Source organism: Ciceribacter sp. L1K23, from assembly GCF_018122705.1.
GTDB lineage: Bacteria > Pseudomonadota > Alphaproteobacteria > Rhizobiales > Rhizobiaceae > Allorhizobium.
The window spans coordinates 3,267,698-3,293,214 of record NZ_JAGRRC010000001.1 but is presented as its reverse complement, the minus strand read 5'-3'; the positions used below and the strand labels follow the sequence as shown (position 1 = coordinate 3,293,214).

Below are 25,517 nucleotides of genomic sequence, written 5' to 3'. Positions count from 1 at the left end.
CACTGTCAGTCGCAGCCTCGCTGATATCAGTGCAGGCTGACTGTCTTCAACTCGTCTTCGGCGGCCTTGTAGAACGTGCTGGACCGGTTGTCGGTCAACAGGATTGGGGTGCCGTCCGCTCCGAACAGTGCCCAAAGATCGAGGCTGGGATCGATATCAGGCGCTTCCGGGAAACAGCGGGCCACTTCCTCCGAGCGCATTTTCCGGATGTAGCCGATTTCGCCTGAGCCGAGATGCGCCAGTTCGGATTGCGTCAGCCGGGCAGTAACTTCTCTCAATAACATTCCGATCCTCCACGGTGTGGGAGCAACGGCACATCAGGCCGTTGATGATCATTTTGACCGGGAAATGTTAATTTTTCGCACCGTTTCGACATGATCGGGCTCGACCAGTTCGATCGCCAGGAGACCCCTAGAGAGGCGCGCGGAGGCTACATCCGCACCTGGAGGAAGCAGGAATGTCCGCTGGAACTGTCGCGCGGCTATACCGCGAAAAAGATAGTCGGCTTCTCCTCGATCTTCATGGCGCCCGCGGATGACGAGCTCGCCGCCGGCGATCTGGATGTCGAGTTCCGAAGCATCGAAGCCCGCGACGGCTATCGTCAGCCGCAGTCGCACGCCTGCACCGTCCGGCAGGCGCTCTATATCATAGGGAGGGTAACCGTCACCCCGCCGGGCTTCGATCACCAGACGACCAAAGGCGAGGACCCGCCGCGGTGCCGATTGATCTCGTGATCCTGCCATGAATGCCTCTGGTGTCGCGCGAGGGGCTGATCGTTCAGTCGCTATATGGGCGGCGTCCGCCTCTGCTGCAAGTGTAGGCCAAACTTGACAAATGTCGCTCCCGGTGATTTTCAGGCCACTTTTGCGAGCCAGGAAACGCACCCATGACGTCACCCAGAAAGATCATCATCGATACCGATCCAGGACAGGATGACGCCGCCGCGATCATGCTCGCCTTCGCGAGCCCGGGCGAACTGGAAATCCTCGGCATCACAGTCGTCGCGGGCAATGTGCCGCTCCGGCTGACGAGCCGCAACGCCCGGGTGGTCTGCGAACTGTGCGGCCGGACCGATGTCAAGGTATATGAAGGTGTTGACAGGCCGATGCGCCGCGATCTGGTGACGGCCGAGCACGTTCACGGCAAGACGGGCCTCGACGGAGCCGAATTGCCTGAACCGACCATGGCGGTGCAGTCCGAGCACGCGGTGGACTTCATCATCGAGACCCTGCGCAAGGAGCCGGCTGGAACGGTAACGCTCTGCACACTCGGCCCGCTGTCGAATATCGGCAATGTTCTTGAGCGCGCGCCTGATGTCGCGCCGCGCATCCGGGAGATCGTCATGATGGGCGGTGGCTATTTCGAGGGCGGTAACATTACGCCAGCCGCAGAGTTCAACATCTATGTCGATCCCCATGCGGCGGAGATCGTTTTCCGCTCGGGAGTGCCGCTGGTCGTGATGCCGCTCGACGTCACGCATCAATTGATGACGACCAAGGCGCGTGTGTCCCGCATCGCCGCCATCGGCACTCGTCCGGCGAAGGTGATGGTGGAATGGCTGGAGTTCTTCGAGCGTTTCGACGAGGAAAAATACGGCTCAGACGGCGGCCCTCTGCACGATCCGACCGTTATCGCCTATCTGCTTCAGCCCGAGCTTTTCTCCGGCCGTGACTGCAATGTTGAGATCGAGACCGGGTCGGAGTTGACCATGGGCATGACGGTTGTCGACTGGTGGCGTGTATCCGGACGCCCGGCCAATGCCCGTGTCATGCGCAATGTCGATTCGGACGGATTCTTCGCTCTGTTGACCGACCGGTTTTCCCGCATCTGACCAAAAGAGAAGGGTCGCCGATTGTCGGCGACCCTTCGGTCCTTGGTCAACCTGGTAGCTTCTCAGAACTCTTCCCAGTCCTCGGCGACTTTGGCGTTCGCCACTGCCGGCCGTACGACCGGGCGGGAGGCCGTGCGGACAGGGACAGAACGGTCCGCCGCCGACCGCAGTGTTGTCGCCATTGTCTGCAGCCCAGCGGTCATGGATGCATCGCTGACGCGGAACCGCGTGATCAGCGACTTCAGGTTCTCCGCCTCGGCATTCAGCATCTGGCTCGCGGCGGACGTTTCCTCCACCATCGCCGTATTCTGCTGCGTCACCTGATCCATCTGGTTGACCGCCGAATTAATTTCCTTGAGCCCCACGGCCTGCTCGCTCGCGGATGCCGAAATCTGTAGCACCAGGCCGTTGATCTGCATGACCTGTTCGGCGATCTTCTGCAGCGTGTTGCCGGCCTGGCCGACGAGTTCCACTCCTTCGGAGACCTGAGAACCGGAGGTGTTGATCAGCGTCTTGATTTCCTTCGCCGCCTGAGCGGAGCGCTGGGCGAGCTCACGTACTTCCTGTGCGACGACGGCAAAACCCTTGCCGGCTTCACCGGCGCGGGCTGCTTCAACGCCGGCGTTCAGCGCCAGGAGGTTGGTCTGGAACGCGATCTCGTCGATAACGCTGATGATCCGCGAAATTTCCTGGGATGATTGCGCAATACCATTCATGGCGGCCACGGCGCGGCTTACAACCTCTCCGGAGGCCTCCGCGTCGCGGCAGGCGAGGTTGACGGTCTTTGCCGCGGTGTCGGCATTGTCGGCGCTCGAATTGACCTGCTCGGTAAGTTCGTTGAGCGCCGCCGCCGTCTCCTCGAGGCTTGCCGCCTGCTGTTCTGTCCGCTTCGAGAGATCGTTGGCGCCACGGCTGATCTCCCCGGTGCCGCTGTTGATGCTGTTTACCGCTACGCTGACAGCCTTCAGGGTTTCCTCAAGGCTCGCGACCGTCGCATTGAAGTCGGAACGCAGCTTTGCATATTCGGCTGGGAACTCCTCGGTGATCCGATAGGTAAGCTGTCCTTCGGACAAAGCCGCGAGGCCGCTGCCGAGCACGGAGACGATATGTTGCTGCTGCGCGGCGGATGCCTCGCGCTCTGCTTCGGTTTGATGCCGCTGCTTTTCGGCGGCCTCCCGTTGGCGAAGCGTCTCGCCTTCCAGAACACGGGCGTCGGCAAGCCGGTGGCGGAAGCCTTCGAGCGACTTCGCGACGAGGCCAATTTCGTCAGCGCGATCCTGGCTTGCAACCGGCTCTTCATAGCGACCATTGCTGAGTGTGTTGACCGAACTAATGAGGCCGTGCAGTGGCCGCTGCACGAAACTCCGCACGGCAGCCCAGAGTGCGGCAACGACCGCCAGCAGGACGATCAATCCGCCGACGACCATCAACTGGGTCTGCGCATTGACCGGTCCGCTGATCGCGCTCTTCGGCACGTCGACGATGACGGCCCAGGTGGTGTTCACGCCCGGCACCGCGAACGGATAGATAAGCCGGTCGAAGCTTGCTCCGTCGGCTCCTTCCAAGTCGGCCAAAAGTTCACTCTGACCGCCGGAAAGCGCGGCCGTCAGCACAGACGCGCCCGCCTCCTCATAGGGCTTCATCAGAAGGTCGTCATTAGGCGCCACCAGCCACTGACCGCCTTGTGCGACCAGCAGCACGCGACCATTGCCGAACGGCTTGATCGCCTTCAGCTTGTTGGACAGGGACAGAAGCGAGATGTCAACGCCCGCGACGCCGATCATCTTGCCGGCGGACATCACCGGATAGGCGATCGAGCTCATCGTCGTTGGAACTTCCGTACCCTCGGCCAGGTACGGCGCGGTGATGGCGCCTTTCCCGGAATCCGCCGCCAGCTTGTACCACTCGGCAGCATAATCATTGTTGAATGTCGAGAACTGAATGCCGCCGGCCTGTGTCTTCGACCAGTAAGGGGTGAAGACGCCCTTGTCGTTGGTGCCGAGATCGGTCTGGCCCGCCAGTTCCTCCATCTTGCCATCAAAGGCCTTCTCAGCCTCGCAGAACCAACTGCCAAAAGCGAACGGATTTTGCTCGACATTGGCCTTGAGGATATTAACTGCGCCCTTCCGGTCGAAGGACTGCCCTTCGTGTCCGCGACCGATGACACCGGCCATGGAGCGCGCGGCGCTCGCCATCGCGCCGACGTCGGCCGCGACTTCATTAGCGATCGCTTTCGCTTCGATCCGAGCCTGGTCCATCGTCAGGACCTCGACACGATCGCGTGTTTGGGAAATCAACACGAGGTTAGAAAACACCAGAACCAGCGCGATCGCGAGCCCGGTGACGACGAGAAGCTTGGTTGCAATTGACATGTTCTTGAAAAGCATCGGTTTGCCTCGAGCGACGGCGCCGCGGTTCCGGAAATTCGGATGCGGTGTGTTGAACGCCCCTTCATGGAGCCGAACGGAAGACATGCGAGGGATGAACCCGCCGCGAGGCTATGCAGCAGTCCTTAAAAGTCTTTGAACGGCAGGCATCCAAAAGCGCTGCATTCGCTGGTTTTTCTGCAGTGCGACATGCGATGGCGCAAAGGGGATCTAAAGGCGCGCGGCGACGTCGTCCGAGGTGGGGATGGCCGGCTGTGCGCCGGGTTTCAGGCAGGCCAGGGAACCCGCGACGGCGGCCCGACGCAGAGCGGTCTTGAATTCCAGTCCCTGATCGACGGCAGCGGCGAGATAGCCGCAAAACGTGTCGCCCGCCCCCACGGTATCGACGGGCACGATCTCAAGGCCGGGTACCGCAACGAGATCACCGTCCTTCGCCGCGATGACGCCGTCAGCTCCGAGCGTCACCACCACGATTTGGCGGGTTTCCCGATGGACGCGCAAAAGTTCATGTCGGCGTTCCTCGGCGCTCATCCCGCTTCGTGCAGCCAGTCGCTCGAACTCCGTTTCATTGGCGACGACGATATCAGCAAGCCGTGCCAGCCTCGCCGCGTCCGGTGTCAGCGGTGCGATATTGAGGATCGTCTTGATACCCTTGTCGCGCGCGAGACGAAGGGCCTTGTCGATGGCCTCCGTCGGCACCTCCAGCTGCAACATCAGGATATCGTCATGACCAAGCTTCCCGATCGCCTTCTCCGCATCATCGCCATTCACATCGCCATTGGCACCCGGAACGACGACGATCATGTTCTCGCCATCAGCACTGACCAAGATGAGTGCCGTGCCTGTAGGCTTATCCACCTTCTTTACTAGGGACAGGTCTGTACCGGCCTCTGCAAGCAGCGCCAGCGCGTCATCGGCAAATCCGTCTCGTCCGACAGCACCCGCCATCCTGACCTTCGCGCCAGCGCGCGTGGCAGCCAGCGCCTGGTTCGCACCCTTGCCGCCTGCCGCCGTCGAAAAAGTCTTGCCGGCAACCGTTTCGCCCGGTTGGGGCAATCTTTCGCTGGTTGCGATGAGATCCATGTTGATGGAGCCGAAAACAGTGATCATGCGCGCGCCTTTAGTTGTCGGCAGGAGTTATTCGACAAGGATCACTCGTCGTCAACCACTCTGAGCTTCAGCATTCCGGTCCGGCTTTCGACGCTTGGTGGCGCGCCACCCCCGTCACCACCAGAGGTCTTGCCACCCGCCGACTCGAACTCCAGCGCCTCGATTTTCGCACCACGCCTGTTGAGCTTGTCGGCCGAGGTCAGGATCATGTCGACGTCCTTCTGGGCGGCCAGGAAATGACTCTGAAGCTTGCGCGTCCGGTCGTCCAGCCTTGCCAGGTCCTCCATCAGGTGGATCACCTCGCCCTGTATGAGGTGCGCCTGCTCACGCATCCGCTGGTCTTTCAAAACCGCCTGGATGACCTGGATCGACAGCATGAGCAGGGAAGGAGAGACGATGACGACGCGTTGCTTGTGCGCCTTCTGTACGACCCCTTCAAAGTTCTCGTGGATCTCGGCGAAGATCGATTCCGACGGCACGAAAAGGAACGCCATCTCCTGCGTCTCCCCGGCGATCAAATACTTTTCGGAGATGTCCCTGATATGAACCTCGATATCCCGGCGGAATTGCTGGCTGGCCGTTTTCTTTTCGTCCGACGATTGCGCATCGCGGATGGCATTCCATGCCTCCAGGGGAAACTTGGCGTCCACCACCAGCGGCGGCGAGTTGTTCGGCATTCGGATGGTGCAGTCCGGACGCGATCCGTTCGAGAGCGTCGTCTGGAAAGCATAGGCGCCCATGGGCAGGCCGTCCGCGACAATCGTTTCCATGCGCGACTGCCCGAAGGCGCCGCGGGTCTGCTTGTTGGAGAGAATCGCCTGAAGGCCGACGACGTCCTTGGCCAGCGACTGGATATTGTTCTGTGCTGCGTCGATGACCGCCAGTCGCTCTTGCAGGTGGCGCAGATTTTCGTGGGTCGATTTTGTCTGTTCTGTGATCGTCGCGCCGATCCGCCCGGCCATGCCGTCAAGGCGCTGGTTGAACTCGGATTGCCGGCTGCTGAAAACCTCGGTCATGGCAGAGATGCGTCCCTGCATCTCCGACTGGATCTTCAGAAGCTCAGCCATCCGCGCCTCCGCCGCCGCTTCCCTGCGTAGCGCCTCCTCAGCGGCGAGCGCTCTAGACCTCGCAGCACCGCGCAGCACGAACAATATAGTCGCGATCGTCAGAGTGACTAGAATTGCGGCCGCCAGCAGAAGGTGTCCGGCCGTAAGAATGAGATCGCCGATCCTGAGGATCGGAAGGTCGAGGAAGAGTTGCTGCGTGTTCATGCCGGCACCCTATCAGATTCGCGCTCAGACAACAGATCAAAACAAGAACGGAGGCTGCTGGCATGGCAATCCGGCGACCTGTCGCCCCGATTATCCCCAAGCCATAAATTTCATAGGGTTCTTTATATGTTATTTACCGGTCGTTCAGCATCTTGAGGGCTCGGCATGGCGGCCGCATAACTCTTGAGAGATTGAAGCGATGAATGACCTGCAGGATCAAGCGCTATCGGAGCGCCTGGCGTTTCTTGATCTGGACGAGAAGAGTTGCGAGACCCTGACGGAATTGCGACCGACGCTCGATACAGAGCTCGGCCCGGTGCTCGATGCCTTCTACGCCAAGGTAGGCGCGCATCCGCGACTCGCCCGATTCTTCCGCGACGGCAGCCACATGGCGGCGGCGAAGAATGCGCAGGTTGGACACTGGGGTAAGGTTGCGAGTGGCAGATTCGATCGTGCCTATGTCGATGGCGTCACATCCATAGGTCGGGCGCATGCCCGCACGGGTTTGGAACCCCGCTGGTACATTGGCGGCTATTCGATGCTGCTGGTCGGGCTGATCGACCGGGTTCTGCACAAGCACTGGCCGTTTCGCTTCGGCCGCAGGCACGCCGAAGCGCTGAGCCGGAAACTCGGCGCGCTGGTCAAGGCATCCATGCTCGATATGGACTACTCCATATCGGTCTATCTCGAGGCGCTGGAGCAGCAGCGCCAGCAATTGGAACAGGACCGCCAGCGATACGAGGCGGACCAGAAGGTGGCGATGGATCACCTTCGCAAGGGTCTGGAGGCTCTGGCGCGCGGCGATTTCGAATCGAAGATGACCACCGATCTGCCCGAAAATTTCCGCCAGATGGCGGTCGACTACAACCAGACCGTCGAACGGCTGAACGAATCCTTTGCCGCAATTCGTCGGGCATCCGAGGAAATACTCGACGGCACGGAGAACATCGCGGGCACATCGGGGAATCTCGCCGATCGGACAAACCGTCAGGCCGCAGGACTTCAGGAGAGCTCAACCGCCCTGCAGCAGCTGTCAGTGAGTGTCAGCCAGACGGCCTCCAATGCCCAGCGCGCCTCCGCTGTGGTCAAGGATGCTCAGGATCAGGCGCGCAGTTCGGGCGCCGTTGTTGACAAGGCCATCGAGGCGATGGCCGGGATCGAGCGGTCCGCCAGCGAAATCTCCAAGATTATTGGCGTTATCGATGAAATCGCCTTCCAGACCAACCTTCTGGCATTGAATGCCGGCGTCGAGGCGGCCCGAGCTGGCGACGCCGGCAAGGGCTTTGCTGTCGTCGCGCAGGAAGTTCGCTCGCTGGCCCAGCGCAGCGCCGATGCGGCCAAGGAGATCAAGGCGCTCATCACCCAGTCCAGCGACCAGGTGAACGTCGGTGTCGATCTTGTCAGCAACACTGGCTCGGCTCTCACCGATATCATCGAACGCATCACGGCGATCAATACGATCGTGTCGGACATCGCGACATCGGCCCGCGATCAGGCCCAGGCGCTGAACGACGTCAATCTAGCCACGCGCAACATCGACGAATTGACGCAGCAGAACGCCGATATGGTCGGTCAGACGTCGCATGAAACGCAACGGTTACGTAGCGAAGTGGCGCATCTGGTCGCTCTGCTCGGTGATCTCAGGACGCGTCAGGAACCGCGCGGTGGGGAACTTAAGGGATCGGGAACGCGCCGCGCTTTATCCGCTCGCGCTGCCTGATCCGCAGGCGCCCCCGGCGCTTCCGTGACAGGCGTTTTTCGATTCCATAGCGCGAAGAGATCGGCTAAGGGATGGCCATGACGATCAAGCCTATTATCATTCTTCCAGATCCCATCCTGCGCCAGGTTTCCGCGCCGATTGAACGTGTCGACACGGACCTGCAGAAACTCGCCGACGACATGCTCGAGACGATGTACGACGCGCCAGGGATCGGTCTTGCTGCGATCCAGATCGGGATCCCCCGTCGCATGCTGGTCATCGACGTGTCCCGCGAGGGAGATCCTCGCGAGCCGCTGGTCTTCATCAATCCGGAGATCATAGCCTCTTCCGACGAGCGCTCGGTCTACGAGGAGGGATGTCTTTCGATCCCGGACTACTACGCGGAAGTCGAGCGCCCTGCGAAGGTCACGGTCAAGTCGCTCGATCGTGATGGCAAGGAAATCGTCACCGAAGCAGACGGTCTGCTGGCGACATGCCTGCAACACGAGATCGATCACCTGAACGGTGTACTCTTCATCGACCACATCTCCCGGCTGAAACGTGAGATGGTGATCAAGAAGTTCACCAAGGCCGCGAAGTCCGGCGGCAAGCTCTGACAGCATCGTCGCGTCTTGGCGACGAGCAACCGAGGTGGGCATGGCTCTCCGTATCGTTTTCATGGGAACGCCGCAGTTCTCCGTCCCGACGCTTCAGGCTTTGGTGAAGGCTGGACACAATGTCGTAGCCGCCTATACCCAGCCGCCCCGGCCCGGTGGCCGCCGCGGCCTTGATTTGCAGAAATCGCCCGTTCATCTGGCGGCCGAGGCGCTCAGGATACCCGTGCATACGCCGCTGAACTTCAAAGGCGAGGAAGAGCGCGAGGTATTCCGGTCGCACGATGCCGATGTCGCCGTTGTGGTGGCGTATGGTCTGCTGCTGCCGGAGGCCGTGCTCTCGGCGCCGAGGCTCGGCTGCTATAACGGCCACGCCTCGCTTCTTCCACGTTGGCGTGGTGCCGCTCCCATCCAAAGAGCGATCATGGCTGGCGACGCGGAAACCGGCATGATGGTCATGAAGATGGAGAAGGGCCTCGACACCGGCCCCGTCGCTCTGACGTGCCGGCTGGCGATCTCGCCTGATATGACCGCGGGAGAATTGCATGACCGCCTGATGGAAGCCGGTGCCGAGGCTATGGTCGAGGCGATGGCAAGGCTTGAGGCGGGCAACCTGCCTTTGGTACCTCAGTCGGAAGAGGGGGTCGTCTACGCAGCCAAGATCGACAAGGGCGAAACACGGATCGATTTCAATCGTCCGGCCCGCGAAGTCCACGACCGCATCCGCGGGCTCTCACCCTTTCCCGGCGCCTGGTTCGAGGTTGATCTCGGCGGACGGCCGGAGCGCGTCAAAGTTCTCGCCAGCGAACAGCTCGAAGGGGCGAAGGGGATCCCTGGAGAGGTGCTCGATCCAGAGATCGTTTCCGCCTCGGCCGGACGGCTGGTCGTGGCCTGTGCTGATGGCGCCGTCGCTTTGACGCGCCTTCAGAAGGCTGGCGGCAAACCACTCGACGCGGCGGAATTCCTGCGGGGAACGCCGGTTCCGGCCGGCACGAGGCTCGTCTGATGCCCCGTTACCGCATGACGGTCGAATATGATGGCTCATCCTATGTCGGTTGGCAGCGGCAGGAAAACGGGCTCTCCGTCCAGGAAGCCGTCGAGACGGCGATCCTCTCGTTGACCGCAGAGACGGTATCGATCCGCGCTGCCGGCCGCACCGATTCCGGCGTGCATGCGCGGGGTCAGGTCATCCACGCCGATCTTTCCCGCACCTGGGTACCTTACAAGCTCAGGAATGCCCTGAACGCGCATCTTGCCTTGGCATCGCAAGCAGTATCGATCGTTGATGTTGTCGAAGTATCGGACGAGTTCGATGCTCGGTTCTCGGCCCGCCGCCGCCATTATCTCTACCGCATCATCTGTCGGCCTTCGCGCCTAGCCATCGAGGCCAACCGCGCATGGTGGGTGCCAAAACCGCTGGACCACGAACAGATGCACGAGGCGGCGCAGCAACTCGTCGGCCACCACGACTTTACGACCTTTCGCTCGGCCCATTGCCAGGCAAAGAGCCCGATGCGCACGCTCGATCGGCTCGACGTGTCGCGCAGCGGCGATCTGATCGAGATCCGCGCATCCGCCCAGAGCTTCCTCCACAACCAGATACGCTCGTTCGCCGGCACGCTTAAGCTTGCGGGCGAGGGCAGGATGAGTGTCGGTGAGGTGCGTGCCGCCTTGGAAGCCCGCGATCGGGCGGCCTGCGGTCCGGTGGCTCCGCCCGAGGGGCTTTACTTCATGAAGGTCGACTATCCCGGCGACGAGGACTGACACAAGTCAGCCCGGATAGACGCCGAGAAACCGTTCGACGATATCGGAAAGAAGTATCGAGGGAACGAGAAGAAGCAGGGTCGTCGCCGCTGCGGTCAGCAGATGGCCGTCGCAGATCATCTGCAGGACGCGCATGTAAACGCCGATGAGGGCCAGCAGCAGGAAAAGCCACAGCAACGCCACCAAACCGCTGAGCATCGGCGCGATCATCAAAAGCAGTATGAGAAACGCGTAGGCGTAGCTGAACGGCAGGGTTAGCCAGTTCACGGCCGTCACGATAGCGGAGTAACGCGAGCCGATGCCGATCGCCCAGGCAAGCACGCCCGCGAGCACGAGCGGCACGATCCAGTTGAGCCCCTCAACGAGTGCCAGGCGGAAGAAATAGAGCGCGTCGGCGCTCGTTCCTTCGGGCATTGAGGCGAGATAGCCGCGGCGCAACCATAACCAGGAGATAGCAATGGCCGGCAGGGCGTAGACGATTGACCAGAACGAGCGCAGCGTGCCCCTGTCGCTGAGATCGAGATGCTGGAAACCTTTCGGATCTTGCCAGAGCAGCAGCCAGAGCCCTGTCAGGTAATGCTGGACTTCCCTAACGCCCGGCATGCGCGAACCAGTTTTCGATGAAGGTCTCGTAGATCCGCGTCAACGTTTCGAGGTCGGCGACCGCGACGCGTTCATCCACCATGTGCATGGTCTGCCCCACCAGGCCAAATTCCACGACCGGGCAGTAGTCCTTGATGAAGCGCGCATCGGATGTCCCGCCTGTCGTCGACAGCTTCGGCGTTGATCCCGTGACGGCCTCGACCGCCTGGCTGAGTGACCCGATCAACGCATCGTCTCGAGTCAGGAAGACGTGGCTGGGACGCTCGGCCCACGCGAGTTCATAGCGAACGGGTTCCCGGCCTGGTCGAAGCGTAGTGTCGGCTGCCGCCTTTGCCAGCCTACGCTCTATTTCCGCCTGCAGGCTCTCCGCCGTCCATGTGTCATTGAAGCGGATGTTGAAACGCGCCGTCGCCTTGGCGGGAATAACGTTCGTCGCCGGATTGCCGACATCGATCGACGTCACCTCCAGATTCGACGGCTGGAAATTGTCCGTGCCGTGGTCGAAGGGCGGATGCATCAGCGCTTCGGTAAGCCGGATGATGCCGCGTACCGGATTGTCGGCGAGATGAGGATAGGCCGCATGGCCCTGCACACCTTGCACCGTAATGGTGCCGGAGAGCGAACCGCGTCGTCCGATTTTGATCATGTCGCCCAACTGGTCCGGATTGGTCGGTTCGCCAACAAGGCAGGCATCCCAGCGCTCGCCCTTTGCCGCCGCCCATTCCAGCAGCTTGATCGTGCCGTTGATCGCCGGACCTTCCTCGTCGCCGGTGATCAGAAGCGAGATCGATCCCTCCGGCTGTCCCTTCCGTGCGATCACCCGCGCAACAGCCGCAACGAAGCAGGCGATCCCACCTTTCATGTCGACGGCGCCACGCCCGTAGAGCATGCCGTCGGCAATCTCCGCCGCAAAGGGCGGATGGCTCCAGTCGCTCTCCGCGCCTGGCGGCACCACATCGGTATGGCCCGCGAACATCAGGTGTGGTCCCTCACTGCCGATACGCGCATAGAGGTTCTCGATGTCAGGCGTATTCGCATCGGTTGCGATGATCCGGGAAACCGCGAAGCCGAGCGGCTCAAGCATCGACTGAAGAGCGGACAGTGCGCCGCCTTCAGCCGGCGTCACAGATGGGCAGCGTATGAGGGTCTGCAGATTCTCGATCGGATCTTGGGATGCCATGACGTTCACGAAGCTGGGGGTCAAACGGGCCGGGAGGTCGTTCGGAGGTTTATCCGATTGGCTCGCCTCTGTCATCCGGCGAGCCCTGCGACAGAAAGGGTCTCGTCACCGGGATCAGGACTGCGGCCAGTCCGTTTTCGGTCCGAACCTGTTGGAGCCGGGTGACGAGGGCCAGAGGCAAAGCGCGAACAGGAAAACAAACGAGAGGATCGGCACCACCATCAACACCGATACCGGAGCGGGAAGTCCGACGTCGTGAAGCCGTTTGATGGTCATCATAATTGCCGAGGCGACGGAGAGCACGACGCTGACGATGAAGACGAAGCCCCAGACGGGCATGGTGCCGTCCTCGTCCTGCGACAGCGTCGCCTTGGTCAACGTGTAGGAATTCACCATCATCCAGAACAGCCAGCCGAGGATGAACACCTGCCGCCCCGCCCTGCCGGACGGGCTGAAGAACAGCCATCCTATACTCGCTTGCCGGGCCACCGCAGCCGTCATTATCAGTCCCGCAGAAGTTCGTTGATGCCGGTCTTTGAACGTGTCTTCTCGTCGACGCGCTTGACGATCACGGCGCAGTAGAGCGCGGGACCCGGCTTGCCGTTTGCCATCGGCTTGTCGGCCGGCAGCGAGCCTGCGACGACCACGGAATATGGCGGCACTTCGCCATAGGTGATCTCACCGGTCGCGCGGTCGACGATCTTGGTCGACTTGCCGATGAAGACGCCCATCCCAAGCACCGATCCCTCGCGGATGATGCAGCCCTCGACCACTTCCGAACGGGCGCCGATGAAACAATTGTCCTCGATGATCGTCGGACCGGCCTGCATCGGCTCCAGTACCCCGCCGATGCCGACGCCACCCGACAGATGTACATGCTTGCCGATCTGGGCACAGGAGCCGACGGTAGCCCAGGTGTCGACCATCGTGCCTTTGCCGACATAGGCGCCGAGGTTGACGAAGGAGGGCATCAGGATCGCGTTCGGCGCGATATAGGCCGAGCGGCGCACCACCGCGTTTGGCACGGCGCGGAAGCCGGCAGCGCGGAACTGGTTTTCGCCCCAGCCTTCGAACTTCGAAGGCACCTTGTCCCACCACGTGGATGCGCCCGGGCCGCCGGGAACGACCTCCATGTCATTGAGGCGGAAGGAAAGCAGCACCGCCTTCTTCAGCCACTGGTGCACGGTCCAGTTTCCGTCGTCGCCGCGTGTGGCGACGCGCGCCTTGCCGCTGTCGAGCAGCTCGAGCGCTGACTCGACAGCGTCGCGGACCTCGCCTTTTGTCGACGTGTTGACGGTGTCGCGATTGTCAAAGGCGGCTTCGATGACGTGCTCGAGAGCGGAGTGTTCCGTGGCGCTCATGGGAATTCCTTAAACTTCGTTGTCTATCGTCAGGTTCGGACGGCAATCGGACCGGCGATCTGCTCTAGCGCATTCGCACGGGGATGAAAACATATCCCCGTCGCCGGCGTTGTCGTTTCTGCGGACACGGCTGGTTTCAAGGCGTCAATGACGGATGGCCAGATGTGAGCCCGTGATTGACGCATCTGAAAGGCATGGGAATGGCAAAGGCAAGAAACGGCGAACCAAGACGCAAGGATGGGGTGTGGGACCCTCTGAAAGACAGTTCGCAAGACCGCCGGAGCGCCTCGGTTGTTCCGAAGACCCCTCAGTCCGTGTCGCCGTCCTATCGCCTCGCTTATGCCGACGACGACTTTATGTGCCGCGAGGAGCTGCGTCCGGTCCGCTTGCAGCTCGAGCTTCTCAAGGCGGAAATGATCCTGTCCGAAAAGGGCATCAAGTCCACGGTCGTCATGTTTGGCGGCGCGCGCATCCCGGCGCCTGGCCAGTCCGCCTGGGCCGCACGAAACGACGTCCAGCGGAAAAACCTGGAGGCCGCCTCGGTTTACTACGAGGAGGCGCGCAAATTCGCCCGCCTCTGCTCCGAGCATTCCGCCACGCACGATCACCGCGAATACGTGGTTGTCACCGGTGGTGGCCCCGGCGTGATGGAGGCCGGCAATCGCGGCGCCGCCGAGGTCGCAGCACCCTCTATCGGTCTCAACATCGTACTGCCGCACGAACAGGCGCCGAACCCGTTTGTCACGCCGGACCTCAGCTTCAACTTCCACTACTTCGCCATCCGCAAAATGCATTTTCTCATGCGTGCCAAGGCGATCACGATTTTTCCGGGTGGCTTTGGCACGCTCGACGAGCTGTTTGAATCATTGACCCTTATCCAGACCAAGCGCATGGCGCCGATCCCGCTGATCCTCTTTGGTGAAGCCTTCTGGCGTGGGATCGTGAATTTTGAGGCCTTGGCCGAATTCGGCACCATCGCGCCGGAGGACGTTGCCCTGCTCAACTTCGCCGAGACGGCGGAACAGGCCTGGAAAATCATCAGCGACTACTACGAACACTGAACGGAAGAAGCCGCCCGCCTTGCGGCGAGCAGCTCCTACTTCTGACTGCGAACGGTGGAATTAGCGCAGCCAGCCAGGATTTTTCGGGAAATCGTCGGCAGAGATGACACCATCATCGTTGCGATCCATGCGAACGAACATCTTGTCGGCCATGGCAAGGGCCTCCGGCTTGCTGATCTGCCCGTTCTCGTCGACGTCGGCCTGACGCATCATCCGCCCGCCCATGGGACCGGGTCCGCCGTGACCCTTGCCTGCGGCCTGCTGCGGGCCATTTTCGCCACGCCAGCCATGTCGGGGTCCGTCCTCGGAACGGTTCCAGCCCCAGCGAGGTCCGCCGTCTTTGCCTTCTCCATGGCGACCTGCATGCTCCTCGCGTCGCTGTTGCCGGCGCTCGGCCCGGTCATCCTGGCGCTGCGCCCGCCATTCGTCGCGTTCTTCGCGCCAGTCTTGCATCATCGCCTGACGATGTTTGCGAAGCTCGCCCGGTGTTAGTGACCCGTCCTTGTCGGCATCGATGGCGACGAACAGCCTGTCGACCGCGGCGTTCGCCTCGTCACGCGAAATCTGGCCATTCTTGTCGGTATCGGCCTGCTGCAGCATGTGGACAAACATCGCGGCCCTGGCCTGACCCTTCATAGGTCCGTTGCCTTCAGGCGCGGCAAAGGCCACTGCCGATGTGCCAACCGCAAGGCTAGCGGCGATACCCGCGATAATCAGCTTTGTCTTGGTCATGATCCATTCCTTTCCTCGTTGCTGAAAACGAGCATAGGAGCCGCAGATCGCCGGACCTACTTAAACATCCGTAAGGCAGATGAAACTTTCGTAAGCTTTTGCGAAAGTTAGCGGAGCAGAATGGATTGCAGGAACCCTGTCAGATCGTCCGTGATGTAGTCGATCGCGTCCTGGGTATCGCTGGCGTCCGCGCGCTCGAAGCTTTCGAGGACGGTATCTTCCAGATTGCGCGGCACGAGCAGCACCGTCCGCATGCCAAGCGATTTGGGAACGGTGAGATTGCGCGGCAGATCCTCGAACATCGCCGCGTTCTTCGTGTCGACGCGGTTGAGGTTCAGAAACTTGTCGTATGTGCTGCCGGCCGGCTTCGGCACGTAGTCGGCCGCGACAATGTCGAAGATGTGGTCGAAGTGATCGAGAATGCCAAGCGCCCCGGCCGCCGCTTCTGCGTGTTTCACGGTGCCGTTCGTAAATATGAATTTGCGCCCTGGCAGTGCCTTGATCGACCGACCAAGCTCGGGATGCGGCAGCAGCGCCGAATAGTCAATTGCGTGAGCCCGCTCCAGAAAAGCGTCGGGTTTGACGCCGTGATGCAGCATCAGACCCGCCAGCGTCGTCCCGTGGTCATGATAATACTGCTTCTGCAGCTTCTTCGCTTCGTCATGCTCCAGTTGCAGCAGTTCAGCCACGAACCCGGTCATGTTCCGGTCTATCTGTGCGAACAGGTTGATGTGATGCGGATAGAGCGTGTTGTCGAGATCGAACACCCAGTCGGTAACATGGGCGAAGTCGGCGGAATTGGCAGTGGTGCTGAGGGCGTTGGTCATCCGGCGGTTATGCACGGATCGGCGGGCAAAGAAAAGGGACCGGACCGTTCACGATCGAACCGGCCTTGGCGACGGGTCGGGGCGGGTGTATGCCCGCTGTCATGGAACTCTGGATCCCCGTCACAGTCGCAGCCGCCTTCCTGCAAAACCTCCGCTCCGCCCTGCAGAAGCATCTGAAGGGACGCATGGGCACGACCGGCGCTACCTTTGTCCGCTTCGGCTACGGTGTGCCGTTCGCGCTCGCTTACCTGGCTGTTCTCCACCTCACGCTCGGTCGGCCGCTTCCCGTTCCGAATGCGTCCTTCGGGCTATGGGCAATCGTCGGCGCCTTTGCCCAGATCGCGGCAACCTTCCTGCTGGTGCATCTTTTCGCCTTCCGCAACTTCGCGGTTGGTACCGCCTATTCCCGGACGGAGCCCGCACAGGCGGCGATCATCGCCCTGCTTCTGTTCGGCGAGGGGATCGGCTGGTCGGTCATCGCGGCGATCGTCATTTCGGTGGTGGGCGTCATGTTGATCTCCGTCGCCCGGACCGCGGTCACGCCGGCGTCGCTGCTGACGTCTGTGGCCAGCCGAACCGCCCGCATTGGTCTGATGTCTGGTTTCCTGTTCGGCATTTCGGGCATTGCCTACCGCCAGGCGTCGCTGGCTCTCGCGTCCAGCCTGCCGCACCCGGATGCTGTCATGCAGGCGAGCTACACGCTCGTCGTCGTGATCGTGATCCAGGCCGTCGCGATGTTAATTTGGATGGTGAGGTACGATCCGGATGAGCTGCGTCGCGTCGTCGAGGCAAGACGTGTCGGCCTGCTCGTCGGCTTTGTCGGCGCTACGGCGTCATTTGGGTGGTTCACCGCCATGACGCTGCAACAGGTTGCCGTGGTCAAGGCGCTGGCTCAGATCGAGATGCTCTTCACGTTCGCCTCCTCAGTCTTCGTCTTCAAGGAGAAGATCAACGCGCTGGAACTGGCCGGCTGCCTCCTGATCGTACTCGGCATTCTGGCGCTGCTTCTGCTGTGATCGCGTTGCCCACGATGCATCATGGGCTTATGATTGTCTGATGAACACCGTCGTTGAAGTTTGCCGACAGCCCTTGTTTTCCCAGTGGTTTGCCTCACCGCTCGGCGACATTGTCGCCGTGGCCGACGACACACATCTGCGTGTCCTTTCCTTCTTTGAACGGAAGAGTGAAGTCGAGGACCGGGCGACCCTGTCTCGATATGGGCAAGGCGAGGTGCGCCCGGAAGGAAATTCGGTCACATCGACGATCGGTCAGGAGTTGGAGGCCTATTTCGCTGGCGAGAGCAGCGACTTCTCTGTCCCGCTCAGTCCGGCCGGCAGTGAGTTCGAGAAAGCGGTCTGGTCCGAACTGCTGAAGGTCCCGCTCGCCGAGACATGCTCTTATGGCGATATTGCCAGGAATGTCGGCGGGATGGAAACGGTGCGCGCGGTGGGAAAGGCCAATGGCGCCAATCCCATCGTGATCGTCATCCCGTGCCATCGCTGCATCGGATCGGACGGATCCCTTGTCGGTTATGGTGCCGGCCTGTGGCGCAAGAAATGGCTCCTGCGCCACGAAGGCAAGATGCGCCCCGTCGGCCTGTTCGCGCTCTGACGGAACCGGGGCTGGTCCTCAGGGAACGATGAGCGTGCCCGCGCCACCTTCGGTGAAGATTTCGAGCAGCACGGCGTGCGAAACCTTGCCGTTCAGGATGACGACGCCCTGAACGCCCGCATTGATCGCGTCGATGCAGGTTTCGACCTTGGGGATCATGCCGCCGGAGATCGTCCCATCCTTGATCAGCGCGCGGGCTTCGGACACGGACAGTTCCTTGATCAGTTCGCCGTTCTTGTTCAGCACGCCTGGAACGTCGGTCAGGAAGAGCAGGCGGGTAGCACGCAGAGCGCCCGCGATCGCGCCGGCAAACGTATCGGCGTTGATATTGTAAGTATGTCCGTCGCGGCCCGGAGCCACCGGCGCGATCACTGGGATCATCTCGGACTTGGCGAGCAGGTCGAGCAGGGTACGGTCGACCTCGACCACCTCACCGACGAACCCGAGATCGAGGACCCTCTCGATATTGCTGTCCGGATCGGTAATGGTCTTCTTGGCCTTCTCGGCAAAGACCATGTTGCCGTCCTTGCCGCAAAGCCCGATTGCCCATTCGCCGGTCTGGTTGATCAGGGCGACGATTTCCTTGTTGATCGATCCCGCGAGAACCATCTCGACGATCTCGACCGTCTTCTGGTCGGTGACGCGCAGGCCGCCCTCGAATTTCGATTCGATGCCCATCTTCGTCAGCATCGCCCCGATCTGCGGGCCCCCTCCATGCACTACGATCGGATTGACACCCGACTGCTTGAGCAGCGCGATATCGGCAGCGAACGCTTTGCCGAGCTCGGAATCGCCCATGGCGTGGCCGCCGTATTTCACGACGATCGTCTTGTTCTCGTAGCGCTGCATGTAAGGCAGCGCCTGGGCGAGCAGCCGTGCCTGGATTTCACCTTCCGAAGCGGTCATGGAACATCCCTTGTGTTTGTCGCGGCCTTTTAGCGTAAACTCCACCGCGATGGAATAATCGCGGCTGAAGATAACGCGCGGATGATCCATCCCGCTCCCGTCCTCGTAGCCTACAGGTAGCGGCGTGCGCCGGCGGTGGCGTGCCCGGGAAGAGGACGCGAGCTGATGTCTGCCGACTTGACAGCGCTCCTGGGGCGGATCGCCCTCAAGGATCGCGACGCGTTTGCCGGTCTCTATCGGGAGACTGGACCGAAACTTTTTGCCGTCTGCATTCGTATGTTGCGAGATCGGGCCGAAGCCGAGGATGCCCTCCAGGAGGTTTTCGTGCGCATATGGCAGCGCGCGGACACCTTCGCAGGGACCAGTGCTAGCCCCATGGCCTGGTTGTGTTCGATCGCCCGGCACTATTGCATTGACCGGCTGCGGGTGGTGCGCCGGCCGGCGTCAACGATCGAGGAAGCCGCAGACCTCGTCGATCCCGGCCATAACCCGGAAACGGTGGCGGTTATATCGAGCGAGGGAAAGCGCATTGACAGGTGCATGGAACAGTTGGAATCTGAGCGCGCGCAGGCGGTACGATACGCCTATGTCGAGGGACTGAGCTATCAGGAGCTCGCCGATCGGTTCGAAGTGCCGTTGAACACAATGAGAACGTGGCTCCGTCGCAGCCTGCTGAAATTGAGAGAGTGTTTGGAGACATGACAGGGCCGGACCAGAGCAAGGGCGATCGATCCCGCGACGAGGTGCTGGCGGGTGAATACGTTCTGGGTGCCTTGGATACGGACGCCAGGCGTGAGGTCGAGGAGCGCATGCGTCGCGACCGGCAATTCGCCGCCATCGTCTGGCGCTGGGAAGAGAACCTCTCACAGTTCAGCGAAACCTACGCGGAAGAGCCAGTCCCGGCCCAGACCTTCGCGCAGATCGAGGCTCGGCTCTTTGGGTCGGTAGTCGTTGCTTCTGTCTGGACAAGAGTTTGGCAGTCCCTGCCGTTTTGGCGCGGCCTCTCGCTTGCCGGTGTCGCCGGATTGGCGGCCTTCACAGCCTTCGCTGTGGCTCCGCGCCTGGCACCGGAACCGGCACCTCTCGTTGCCGAAATGGCCGGTGAGGATGGTGCTGTCAATCTGCTGGCGCGCTACGATGAACGATCCGGCCGGCTGAGCGTTACACCGGTCGCAGCCGGCGATGGCACCGAGAGATCTCTCGAGCTCTGGCTGATCATCGGCTCCGGCGCGCCTCGCTCCCTGGGCGTCCTTCCGCAGACGGGAGAGGGCGAACTGGCTGTCCCCACAAACTTGCGCCGCGACCTTGCCGCCGGCGCCGTGCTCGCCGTCAGCGTCGAACCACTTGGTGGCTCGCCGACCGGTCGAGCAACCGGGCCTGTCATTGCCGTCGGACCGATCGGTTTCTGACGGCGCAAAAATAGCGACGTTGTTTCAAAGACTTGATTCCTCGTTTCCGATTTTCCTCGATGTGCTGAAACTTCTTTTCCGAACGTCTCGTCTTTTTTGAAGATCCCGCAAGACGGATCGCCAACCCCGGTCCCGGACGTCGATCCGACAATGTGACCGGAGAACAAGGAAGAGGAGATCACCATGACCAAAGCCCGTATCCGCATGCTTCTTGCCGCAACCGTCATCGGCCTCGGCGCCTCGGTGGCCCACGCCGAAAACCCGATGGTCGGCGGTGCCGCCATGTATGAAGACAAGAACATCGTCGAGAACGCCGTCAACTCGAAGGATCACACCACCCTCGTCGCCGCCGTCCAGGCCGCTGGTCTTGTCGACACCCTTTCCGGCGCCGGACCGTTCACCGTTTTTGCGCCGACCAATGAAGCCTTTGCGGCGCTGCCTGCTGGAACTATCGATACCCTGCTGAAGCCTGAAAACAAGGACCAGCTGACCAAGGTCCTGACCTGCCATGTGGTCGCGGCTGAGGCAATGTCGTCCGCCGTGGCCAAGATGATCGCCGACGATGGCGGCGAGCACGATGTGACGACCGTCGGCGGCTGCGTACTGAAGGCGAAAGAGGACATGGGCAAGATCACCCTGACCGACGAGACCGGCGGCGTCGCCACCGTCACTATCGCCGACGTCAAGCAGTCGAACGGCGTAATCCACGTCATCGACAAGGTTCTGCTGCCGAAGTCGTAAAGGGTCAGGCAGTGGAATAGGGGTCTCGGGGTCGCGTCAGGCTCCGAGACCCACGGCGTCGTTGATCGCGGCTCTCAACTCGTCGAGACCTCCACCCTTTTCCGAAGAGGTTGCGATCACGACGGGGTAGGCGGCGGGCCGCTTGCGGATTTTCTCCAGTGTCTCGGAGACGAGCTTCGGAACGGCGGGATCCTTGATCTTGTCGGTTTTGGTGAGCACGATCTGGTACGACACGGCCGCCTTGTCGAGCAGGCTCAAAACCTCCTCGTCGTTCTTCTTGATGCCGTGCCGGGCATCGATCAGCACATAGACGCGCTTCAGCGTCGAGCGTCCTCTCAGATAGTCGAAGACGAGCTTGGTCCAGGCGTCCACCTGTTCCTTCGGCGCCTGGGCGTAGCCATAGCCCGGCATGTCCACGATCGCCGTCGGCGGCAGGTCGGTCGCATGGCCCGTATAGCCCTCGGGCACGAAGTAATTAAGCTCCTGCGTTCGCCCCGGCGTATTGGAGGTCCGTGCCAGACCCTTGTGTCCCACCAGCGCATTGATCAGCGACGATTTGCCGACATTGGACCGCCCGGCGAAGGCGATTTCCGGCGGACCTTCCGGCGGGAGAAATTTCATTGCCGGAACGCCGCGGATGAAGATCCACGGATTGCCGAAGATGGGGCGCGTCGTCCCGTCGCTGCTGCTGGTCATCATACCGTCTTCCGTTGTCATCCGGCGGAATCGGTGTTTTGCGGCCCGGAGTCAAGCCTTCGCGCCGATTCGGTGGATGAACGAGCGCTGCGTCAGATGGTCGGAGGTACCGCCCGGGGCGTCCTCGGGTTCTGCCGCCGCAGTTCGAATCCGAGGTAGACGACGAGTGCAACGAGAATGACGCTGCCGCCGACAACCGTCCGGCTGTCGGGGATTTCGTCATGCAACAAAGCCACCCAGATCGGCCCGAGCATCGTCTCCATCGTGCCGAGCAGGGCAGCGAGCGCGGCGGGAATCGTTCGGGCACCGGTCACGAAGAGGGCCATGCCGAGGCCGAGGTTGAGAGCGCCGAATGCGAAGAGGAGAGCGAGATCAGGCGCCGAGACCACCCATGTGCCCGCAAGGCTTCCCGCAATCGCCGATGCCGCGAAGCAGCCGACGCACGCAGCCGGTGTCATTCTCACATGCGGATAGCGTCGGGTAACGACGGTGGTCAAGGCAAACACCACGGCGATCAACAGGGCGAGACCATTTCCGATCGGCGATATCCGTCCCTCGAGCGAGCCGGATACCATGATCGCAACACCCCCAATCACCGCCGCGATCGCCGCCCAAGTTATCCGGGAAATCGGCTCCCGGAAGATCAGCCAGGAGATCAGCGCGGCAAACAGCGGTACCCCTGCCTGCAGCAGCACCACGTTGGCGACCGTCGTATAGCTGATCGCGATGATGAAGCAGGTCGATGCGGTCGCAAAGCCCATGGCAACCGTCAGTCCGGGCCATCCCATGTCGCGGAACAATCGCAGGGTCCCGCGACCGCCATCGCGAATGAGCATGAAGGTCAGGAGGAAAAGACCCGCGAACAGACAGCGCCAGAAGACGATTGTCCAGCTATCCTGAACCTCGAGATAGCGCGCGATGGCACCGCCGAAGCTCCAGGCGATCGCCGATCCCAGCACGAGCGCGACACCGCCGATGTCCAGCCGTCCGGCCTGTGTCGCAACATTTCCGACACGCGTCATGTCGCTCATGCCTCTGTGTCTCCCGCTCATGCCTCGACGGCATGCTCCACCACTCTGCAACAGATTTAAAGCCCGGCCATGCCGCGCAATGCGCCGGCGGCGACCAAGGCTGATCCGCTTGCGAACACTCGAAAAGAAAAAAGGCCGGACAAGTGCCCGGCCTCCTGATCATTTGCTTGCGGCAGGTTTTCGCCGGAAAATGTTCTTGATGTTGTCGAGCAGTTCGATCTTCACCCCGTGGCGCTTCATGATGATCGACTGCTGCAGGACCGAGAGCGTGTTGTTCCAGGCCCAGTAGATCACGAGACCGGCCGGGAAGGTACCGAGCATGAACGTGAAGATCACGGGCATCCAGTTGAACAGCATCGCCTGGGTGGGGTCCGGCGGCGTCGGGTTCATCCGCATCTGCATCCACATGGTGATACCCATGATGATCGGCCAGACGCCGAGATGCAGGAAGGTCGGACCCTCGAACGGAAGCAGGCCGAACAGGTTGATGAAGGTCGTCGGATCGGGAGCCGACAGGTCCTGGATCCAGCCAAAGAACGGTGCATGACGCATCTCGATGGTGACGTAGATCACCTTGTAGAGCGCGAAGAACACCGGGATCTGCAGGAGGATCGGCCAGCAGCCGGCCACCGGGTTGATCTTCTCGTCCTTGTAGAGCTGCATCATCGCCTGCTGCAGCGCCATGCGGTCATCGCCATGCTTGGCCTTCAGCTCTTCCATTTTCGGCTGCACGCGCTTCATGTTGGCCATGGAGGCGTACTGCTTGTTGGCGAGCGGGAAGAACAGAAGCTTCACGACGATCGTGGTAAGCAGGATCGCCACGCCGAAGTTGCCAACCATCCGGAAGAAGAAATCCATCAGTTTGAACATCGGCTTGGTGATGAAGTAGAACCAGCCCCAGTCGATCAGGAGATCGAACTTCGGAATCGAAAGGTCGGCTTCGTAGCTGTCGACGACAGGCACTTCCTTCGCGCCGGCGAACACGCGGGTGGTCATCGCCACGCTCTGTCCGGCGCCGACTGACACTGCATCGGTCTTGTAGTCAGCCTGGTAGCGCGTCTGGCCGTCGGTAAAGTGCGAGAAGCGGCTTTCGTAGGCGGTATCCTGTTGTGGGATGATCGCCGTCGCCCAGTACTTGTCTGTCACGCCGAACCAGCCCCCGGTCGCCTTGGGCGCGAGATATGGTTCTTCCTCGATATTGCTGTACTTTTCCTCGACAAGCCCACCATCGGTTCCAAAGACACCGAGAAAGCCTTCGTGCAGGACATAGATCGATGGAGTAGACGGCTTGTTGTAGCGCGTCACGCGGCCATAGGGCGAAAGAGAAGCGGTCGCCGTCCCCCCGTTGCTGACGGTATCTTCCACCGTGAACATATAATGTTCATCGACGGAAATCTTGCGCGTGAAGGTAAGGCCCGCATCGTTTGTGTAGGTCAGCGTGACAGGGGTCGTTTCCGTCAGTTTGTCGCCTTCCGAAAGCGTCCAGACCGTTGCAGGTCCGGGCACACTGCCGGCTTCGCTCGAGCCGACATAGCCAAGCTCGGTGAAATAGCCGCTGCGGCTGTCGGCCGGGCTGAGCAGGGTGATGATCGGGCTGTCGTCATCCACCGTCTCGCGGTAGTCCTTGAGCTTCAGGTCATCGAAGCGGGCGCCGGCAAGGTTGATGGAACCGACCAGCGCGTTCGTCTCGATTGCAACGCGCGGGGATTTGGCTATGGCCTGCTCGCGTGTCGCCTCGGCGGTTGCCTGGGTCGCACCGGGCAGGGCTCCGTCGACCGCCGGCGCCTGGGCCGGGCTTGCTGGTTGGGCGGCCTGCTGCTGTGCCTGCTGCGCTTCCTGGGCCTGCTGCGCCTGGCGCTGCGCCTCGATCCTCGGATTCATGTAGAGGAACTGCCATGCCAGCACGATCAGCACCGACAGCGCGATGGCAATGAAGTAGTTGCGTTTGTTTTCCATCATACCTTCCTGGAGCGAGGGCCGTTGGACCGCTCGTTTCTGGGTCTGGCTTCTATACGTTGCGTCAGTTGACTGGCAAGTTCGTTGAAAGGCGCGGTCAGCGCGTCCCTTCGGCCGACGATGACATAGTCGTGTCCCGGCTTCATTGCAAATGCCGCGGAAAGGCGAACAGCCTCTCTGAGGCGTCGGCGCATCCGGTTGCGCTCGACGGCGTTGCCGTGTTTCTTGGTAACGGTGAAGCCGACGCGGGCCGGTGCGTCAGGATCTCCATGGTCGAGGACCTCGAGGAGAAAGAAGCGGCCCTTGCGCTGTTCGCCTGCGCGAACCGCAAGAAACTGCGGCCGGCTTTTCAGCCGGCCGACAGCCGATTTGGAACCATGAGTGCGCCTATGCCCGGTTTTGCTCACGGGCGTGCACTGTATGTTAGGCCGACAGGCGCGCGCGACCGCGAGCGCGACGAGCGGCGATAACCTTGCGGCCGCCCTTGGTGGCCATGCGCGCACGAAAACCGTGGCGACGCTTGCGAACAAGCTTGGAAGGTTGGTAGGTACGCTTCATTTATTTGATACCGCGGTGTGCGGCCCTTCTTGGTTTTGCAACAAGTGCAAGAGCGTTGGTTTGATCTCCGGCGGCGTTAAGTCGCAACACGACGAGCCTGTCCGAATGACGGCGGCTTATACGGGCGAAGGCTGTCGGAGTCAATTGCCGCATAGGCTCCTTTGTCGCG

At 61.4% G+C, this 25,517-nt stretch carries 28 protein-coding genes; 12 read left to right on the top strand and 16 right to left on the bottom strand.

What is annotated here, in order from left to right; translation table 11 throughout:
* Window positions 1-26 precede the first annotated feature (26 nt).
* On the bottom strand, window positions 27-284 hold the full coding sequence (locus J5J10_RS15900) for a DUF1150 family protein (RefSeq protein ID WP_208548323.1): 258 nt from the start codon (window positions 282-284) through the stop codon (window positions 27-29).
* A gap of 90 nt (window positions 285-374) precedes the next feature.
* On the opposite strand from J5J10_RS15900, the gene J5J10_RS22520 reads away from it, so the two are divergent.
* Window positions 375-734: a hypothetical protein gene (locus tag J5J10_RS22520; protein WP_249116757.1), complete on the top strand. Its 360-nt coding sequence runs from the start codon at window positions 375-377 to the stop codon at window positions 732-734.
* Window positions 735-886: 152 nt separating this feature from the next.
* Window positions 887-1,831, top strand: a complete 945-nt coding sequence (locus J5J10_RS15890) for a nucleoside hydrolase (protein ID WP_211930605.1) — start codon at window positions 887-889, stop codon at window positions 1,829-1,831.
* A gap of 62 nt (window positions 1,832-1,893) precedes the next feature.
* On the opposite strand, the gene J5J10_RS15885 is transcribed toward J5J10_RS15890, so the two are convergent.
* From J5J10_RS15885 to rmuC, 3 genes are all read right to left on the bottom strand, one after another.
* Window positions 1,894-4,218, bottom strand: a complete 2,325-nt coding sequence (locus J5J10_RS15885) for a methyl-accepting chemotaxis protein (RefSeq protein WP_211930604.1) — start codon at window positions 4,216-4,218, stop codon at window positions 1,894-1,896.
* Window positions 4,219-4,428: 210 nt separating this feature from the next.
* Window positions 4,429-5,328, bottom strand: coding sequence for a ribokinase (locus tag J5J10_RS15880; protein WP_211930603.1), 900 nt, complete (start codon window positions 5,326-5,328; stop codon window positions 4,429-4,431).
* Window positions 5,329-5,369: 41 nt separating this feature from the next.
* A complete protein-coding gene (gene rmuC / locus J5J10_RS15875) occupies window positions 5,370-6,599 on the bottom strand; it encodes a DNA recombination protein RmuC (protein WP_211930602.1) in 1,230 nt (409 codons plus the stop codon).
* A gap of 199 nt (window positions 6,600-6,798) precedes the next feature.
* On the opposite strand from rmuC, the gene J5J10_RS15870 reads away from it, so the two are divergent.
* The 4 genes from J5J10_RS15870 (at window position 6,799) to truA (ending at window position 10,676) form a co-directional block, all read left to right on the top strand.
* Window positions 6,799-8,319 (top strand): globin-coupled sensor protein, encoded by a 1,521-nt coding sequence (locus J5J10_RS15870; RefSeq protein ID WP_211930601.1) that lies wholly within the window; start codon window positions 6,799-6,801, stop codon window positions 8,317-8,319.
* Between the two features lie 77 nt (window positions 8,320-8,396).
* A complete protein-coding gene (gene def, locus J5J10_RS15865; protein ID WP_211930600.1) occupies window positions 8,397-8,915 on the top strand; it encodes a peptide deformylase in 519 nt (172 codons plus the stop codon).
* A 40-nt stretch (window positions 8,916-8,955) separates the two neighbouring features.
* Window positions 8,956-9,918, top strand: a complete 963-nt coding sequence (gene fmt, locus J5J10_RS15860; protein WP_211930599.1) for a methionyl-tRNA formyltransferase — start codon at window positions 8,956-8,958, stop codon at window positions 9,916-9,918.
* Complete coding sequence (truA, locus tag J5J10_RS15855) at window positions 9,918-10,676, top strand: tRNA pseudouridine(38-40) synthase TruA (RefSeq protein ID WP_211930598.1); 759 nt, start codon at window positions 9,918-9,920, stop codon at window positions 10,674-10,676. Before fmt ends, truA begins: the two co-directional genes overlap by 1 nt.
* A gap of 6 nt (window positions 10,677-10,682) precedes the next feature.
* Here the strand turns inward: truA and J5J10_RS15850 are convergent, their stop codons facing one another.
* From J5J10_RS15850 to dapD, 4 genes are all read right to left on the bottom strand, one after another.
* Window positions 10,683-11,279, bottom strand: a complete 597-nt coding sequence (locus J5J10_RS15850; RefSeq protein WP_211930597.1) for a hypothetical protein — start codon at window positions 11,277-11,279, stop codon at window positions 10,683-10,685.
* Window positions 11,266-12,459 carry a succinyl-diaminopimelate desuccinylase gene (gene dapE / locus J5J10_RS15845; RefSeq protein WP_211930596.1) on the bottom strand — a complete coding sequence of 398 codons (1,194 nt, stop codon included), beginning with the start codon at window positions 12,457-12,459 and terminating at the stop codon, window positions 11,266-11,268. Before dapE ends, J5J10_RS15850 begins: the two co-directional genes overlap by 14 nt.
* 114 nt (window positions 12,460-12,573) lie before the next feature.
* Entirely contained in the window at window positions 12,574-12,960 is a 387-nt protein-coding gene (locus J5J10_RS15840; RefSeq protein ID WP_211930595.1) for a DUF805 domain-containing protein, read from the bottom strand.
* Window positions 12,961-12,962: 2 nt separating this feature from the next.
* Entirely contained in the window at window positions 12,963-13,820 is an 858-nt protein-coding gene (gene dapD / locus J5J10_RS15835; protein WP_211930594.1) for a 2,3,4,5-tetrahydropyridine-2,6-dicarboxylate N-succinyltransferase, read from the bottom strand.
* A 200-nt stretch (window positions 13,821-14,020) separates the two neighbouring features.
* On the opposite strand from dapD, the gene J5J10_RS15830 reads away from it, so the two are divergent.
* The gene (locus J5J10_RS15830; RefSeq protein ID WP_208548337.1) at window positions 14,021-14,881 is read left to right on the top strand and encodes an LOG family protein; all 861 of its coding nucleotides are present in this window, start codon (window positions 14,021-14,023) and stop codon (window positions 14,879-14,881) included.
* 60 nt (window positions 14,882-14,941) lie between these two features.
* Here the strand turns inward: J5J10_RS15830 and J5J10_RS15825 are convergent, their stop codons facing one another.
* Both J5J10_RS15825 and J5J10_RS15820 read right to left on the bottom strand, forming a co-directional pair.
* Complete coding sequence (locus J5J10_RS15825) at window positions 14,942-15,613, bottom strand: calcium-binding protein (protein WP_211930593.1); 672 nt, start codon at window positions 15,611-15,613, stop codon at window positions 14,942-14,944.
* 107 nt (window positions 15,614-15,720) lie between these two features.
* Window positions 15,721-16,440 (bottom strand): pyrimidine 5'-nucleotidase, encoded by a 720-nt coding sequence (locus J5J10_RS15820; RefSeq protein ID WP_208548339.1) that lies wholly within the window; start codon window positions 16,438-16,440, stop codon window positions 15,721-15,723.
* 101 nt (window positions 16,441-16,541) lie between these two features.
* On the opposite strand from J5J10_RS15820, the gene J5J10_RS15815 reads away from it, so the two are divergent.
* Together J5J10_RS15815 and J5J10_RS15810 are read left to right on the top strand one after the other, a co-directional pair.
* Complete coding sequence (locus J5J10_RS15815; RefSeq protein ID WP_211931270.1) at window positions 16,542-17,456, top strand: EamA family transporter; 915 nt, start codon at window positions 16,542-16,544, stop codon at window positions 17,454-17,456.
* A gap of 40 nt (window positions 17,457-17,496) precedes the next feature.
* Window positions 17,497-18,051: a methylated-DNA--[protein]-cysteine S-methyltransferase gene (locus J5J10_RS15810; RefSeq protein ID WP_211930592.1), complete on the top strand. Its 555-nt coding sequence runs from the start codon at window positions 17,497-17,499 to the stop codon at window positions 18,049-18,051.
* Window positions 18,052-18,069: 18 nt separating this feature from the next.
* Here the strand turns inward: J5J10_RS15810 and argB are convergent, their stop codons facing one another.
* Entirely contained in the window at window positions 18,070-18,957 is an 888-nt protein-coding gene (gene argB, locus J5J10_RS15805) for an acetylglutamate kinase (protein ID WP_208548341.1), read from the bottom strand.
* 162 nt (window positions 18,958-19,119) lie between these two features.
* Here argB and J5J10_RS15800 point away from each other — a divergent pair, with 162 nt between their 5' ends.
* The 3 genes from J5J10_RS15800 to J5J10_RS15790 all read left to right on the top strand — a co-directional run bounded on the left by J5J10_RS15800 (window position 19,120) and on the right by J5J10_RS15790 (window position 21,107).
* Complete coding sequence (locus J5J10_RS15800; RefSeq protein ID WP_211931269.1) at window positions 19,120-19,659, top strand: sigma-70 family RNA polymerase sigma factor; 540 nt, start codon at window positions 19,120-19,122, stop codon at window positions 19,657-19,659.
* Window positions 19,656-20,366 (top strand): anti-sigma factor, encoded by a 711-nt coding sequence (locus J5J10_RS15795; RefSeq protein WP_211930591.1) that lies wholly within the window; start codon window positions 19,656-19,658, stop codon window positions 20,364-20,366. Before J5J10_RS15800 ends, J5J10_RS15795 begins: the two co-directional genes overlap by 4 nt.
* Window positions 20,367-20,549: 183 nt before the next feature.
* Entirely contained in the window at window positions 20,550-21,107 is a 558-nt protein-coding gene (locus J5J10_RS15790; protein ID WP_211930590.1) for a fasciclin domain-containing protein, read from the top strand.
* 36 nt (window positions 21,108-21,143) lie between these two features.
* Here the strand turns inward: J5J10_RS15790 and yihA are convergent, their stop codons facing one another.
* The 5 genes from yihA to rpmH all read right to left on the bottom strand — a co-directional run bounded on the left by yihA (window position 21,144) and on the right by rpmH (window position 25,348).
* The gene (gene yihA / locus J5J10_RS15785) at window positions 21,144-21,803 is read right to left on the bottom strand and encodes a ribosome biogenesis GTP-binding protein YihA/YsxC (protein ID WP_211930589.1); all 660 of its coding nucleotides are present in this window, start codon (window positions 21,801-21,803) and stop codon (window positions 21,144-21,146) included.
* A gap of 92 nt (window positions 21,804-21,895) precedes the next feature.
* Window positions 21,896-22,825: a DMT family transporter gene (locus J5J10_RS15780; RefSeq protein ID WP_249116931.1), complete on the bottom strand. Its 930-nt coding sequence runs from the start codon at window positions 22,823-22,825 to the stop codon at window positions 21,896-21,898.
* A gap of 168 nt (window positions 22,826-22,993) precedes the next feature.
* A complete protein-coding gene (gene yidC / locus J5J10_RS15775) occupies window positions 22,994-24,793 on the bottom strand; it encodes a membrane protein insertase YidC (RefSeq protein ID WP_211930587.1) in 1,800 nt (599 codons plus the stop codon).
* Window positions 24,790-25,197, bottom strand: coding sequence for a ribonuclease P protein component (rnpA, locus tag J5J10_RS15770; RefSeq protein WP_349252073.1), 408 nt, complete (start codon window positions 25,195-25,197; stop codon window positions 24,790-24,792). Before rnpA ends, yidC begins: the two co-directional genes overlap by 4 nt.
* Before the next feature lie 16 nt (window positions 25,198-25,213).
* Window positions 25,214-25,348 carry a 50S ribosomal protein L34 gene (gene rpmH / locus J5J10_RS22515; RefSeq protein ID WP_208548348.1) on the bottom strand — a complete coding sequence of 45 codons (135 nt, stop codon included), beginning with the start codon at window positions 25,346-25,348 and terminating at the stop codon, window positions 25,214-25,216.
* Between the last annotated feature and the right edge of the window lie 169 nt (window positions 25,349-25,517).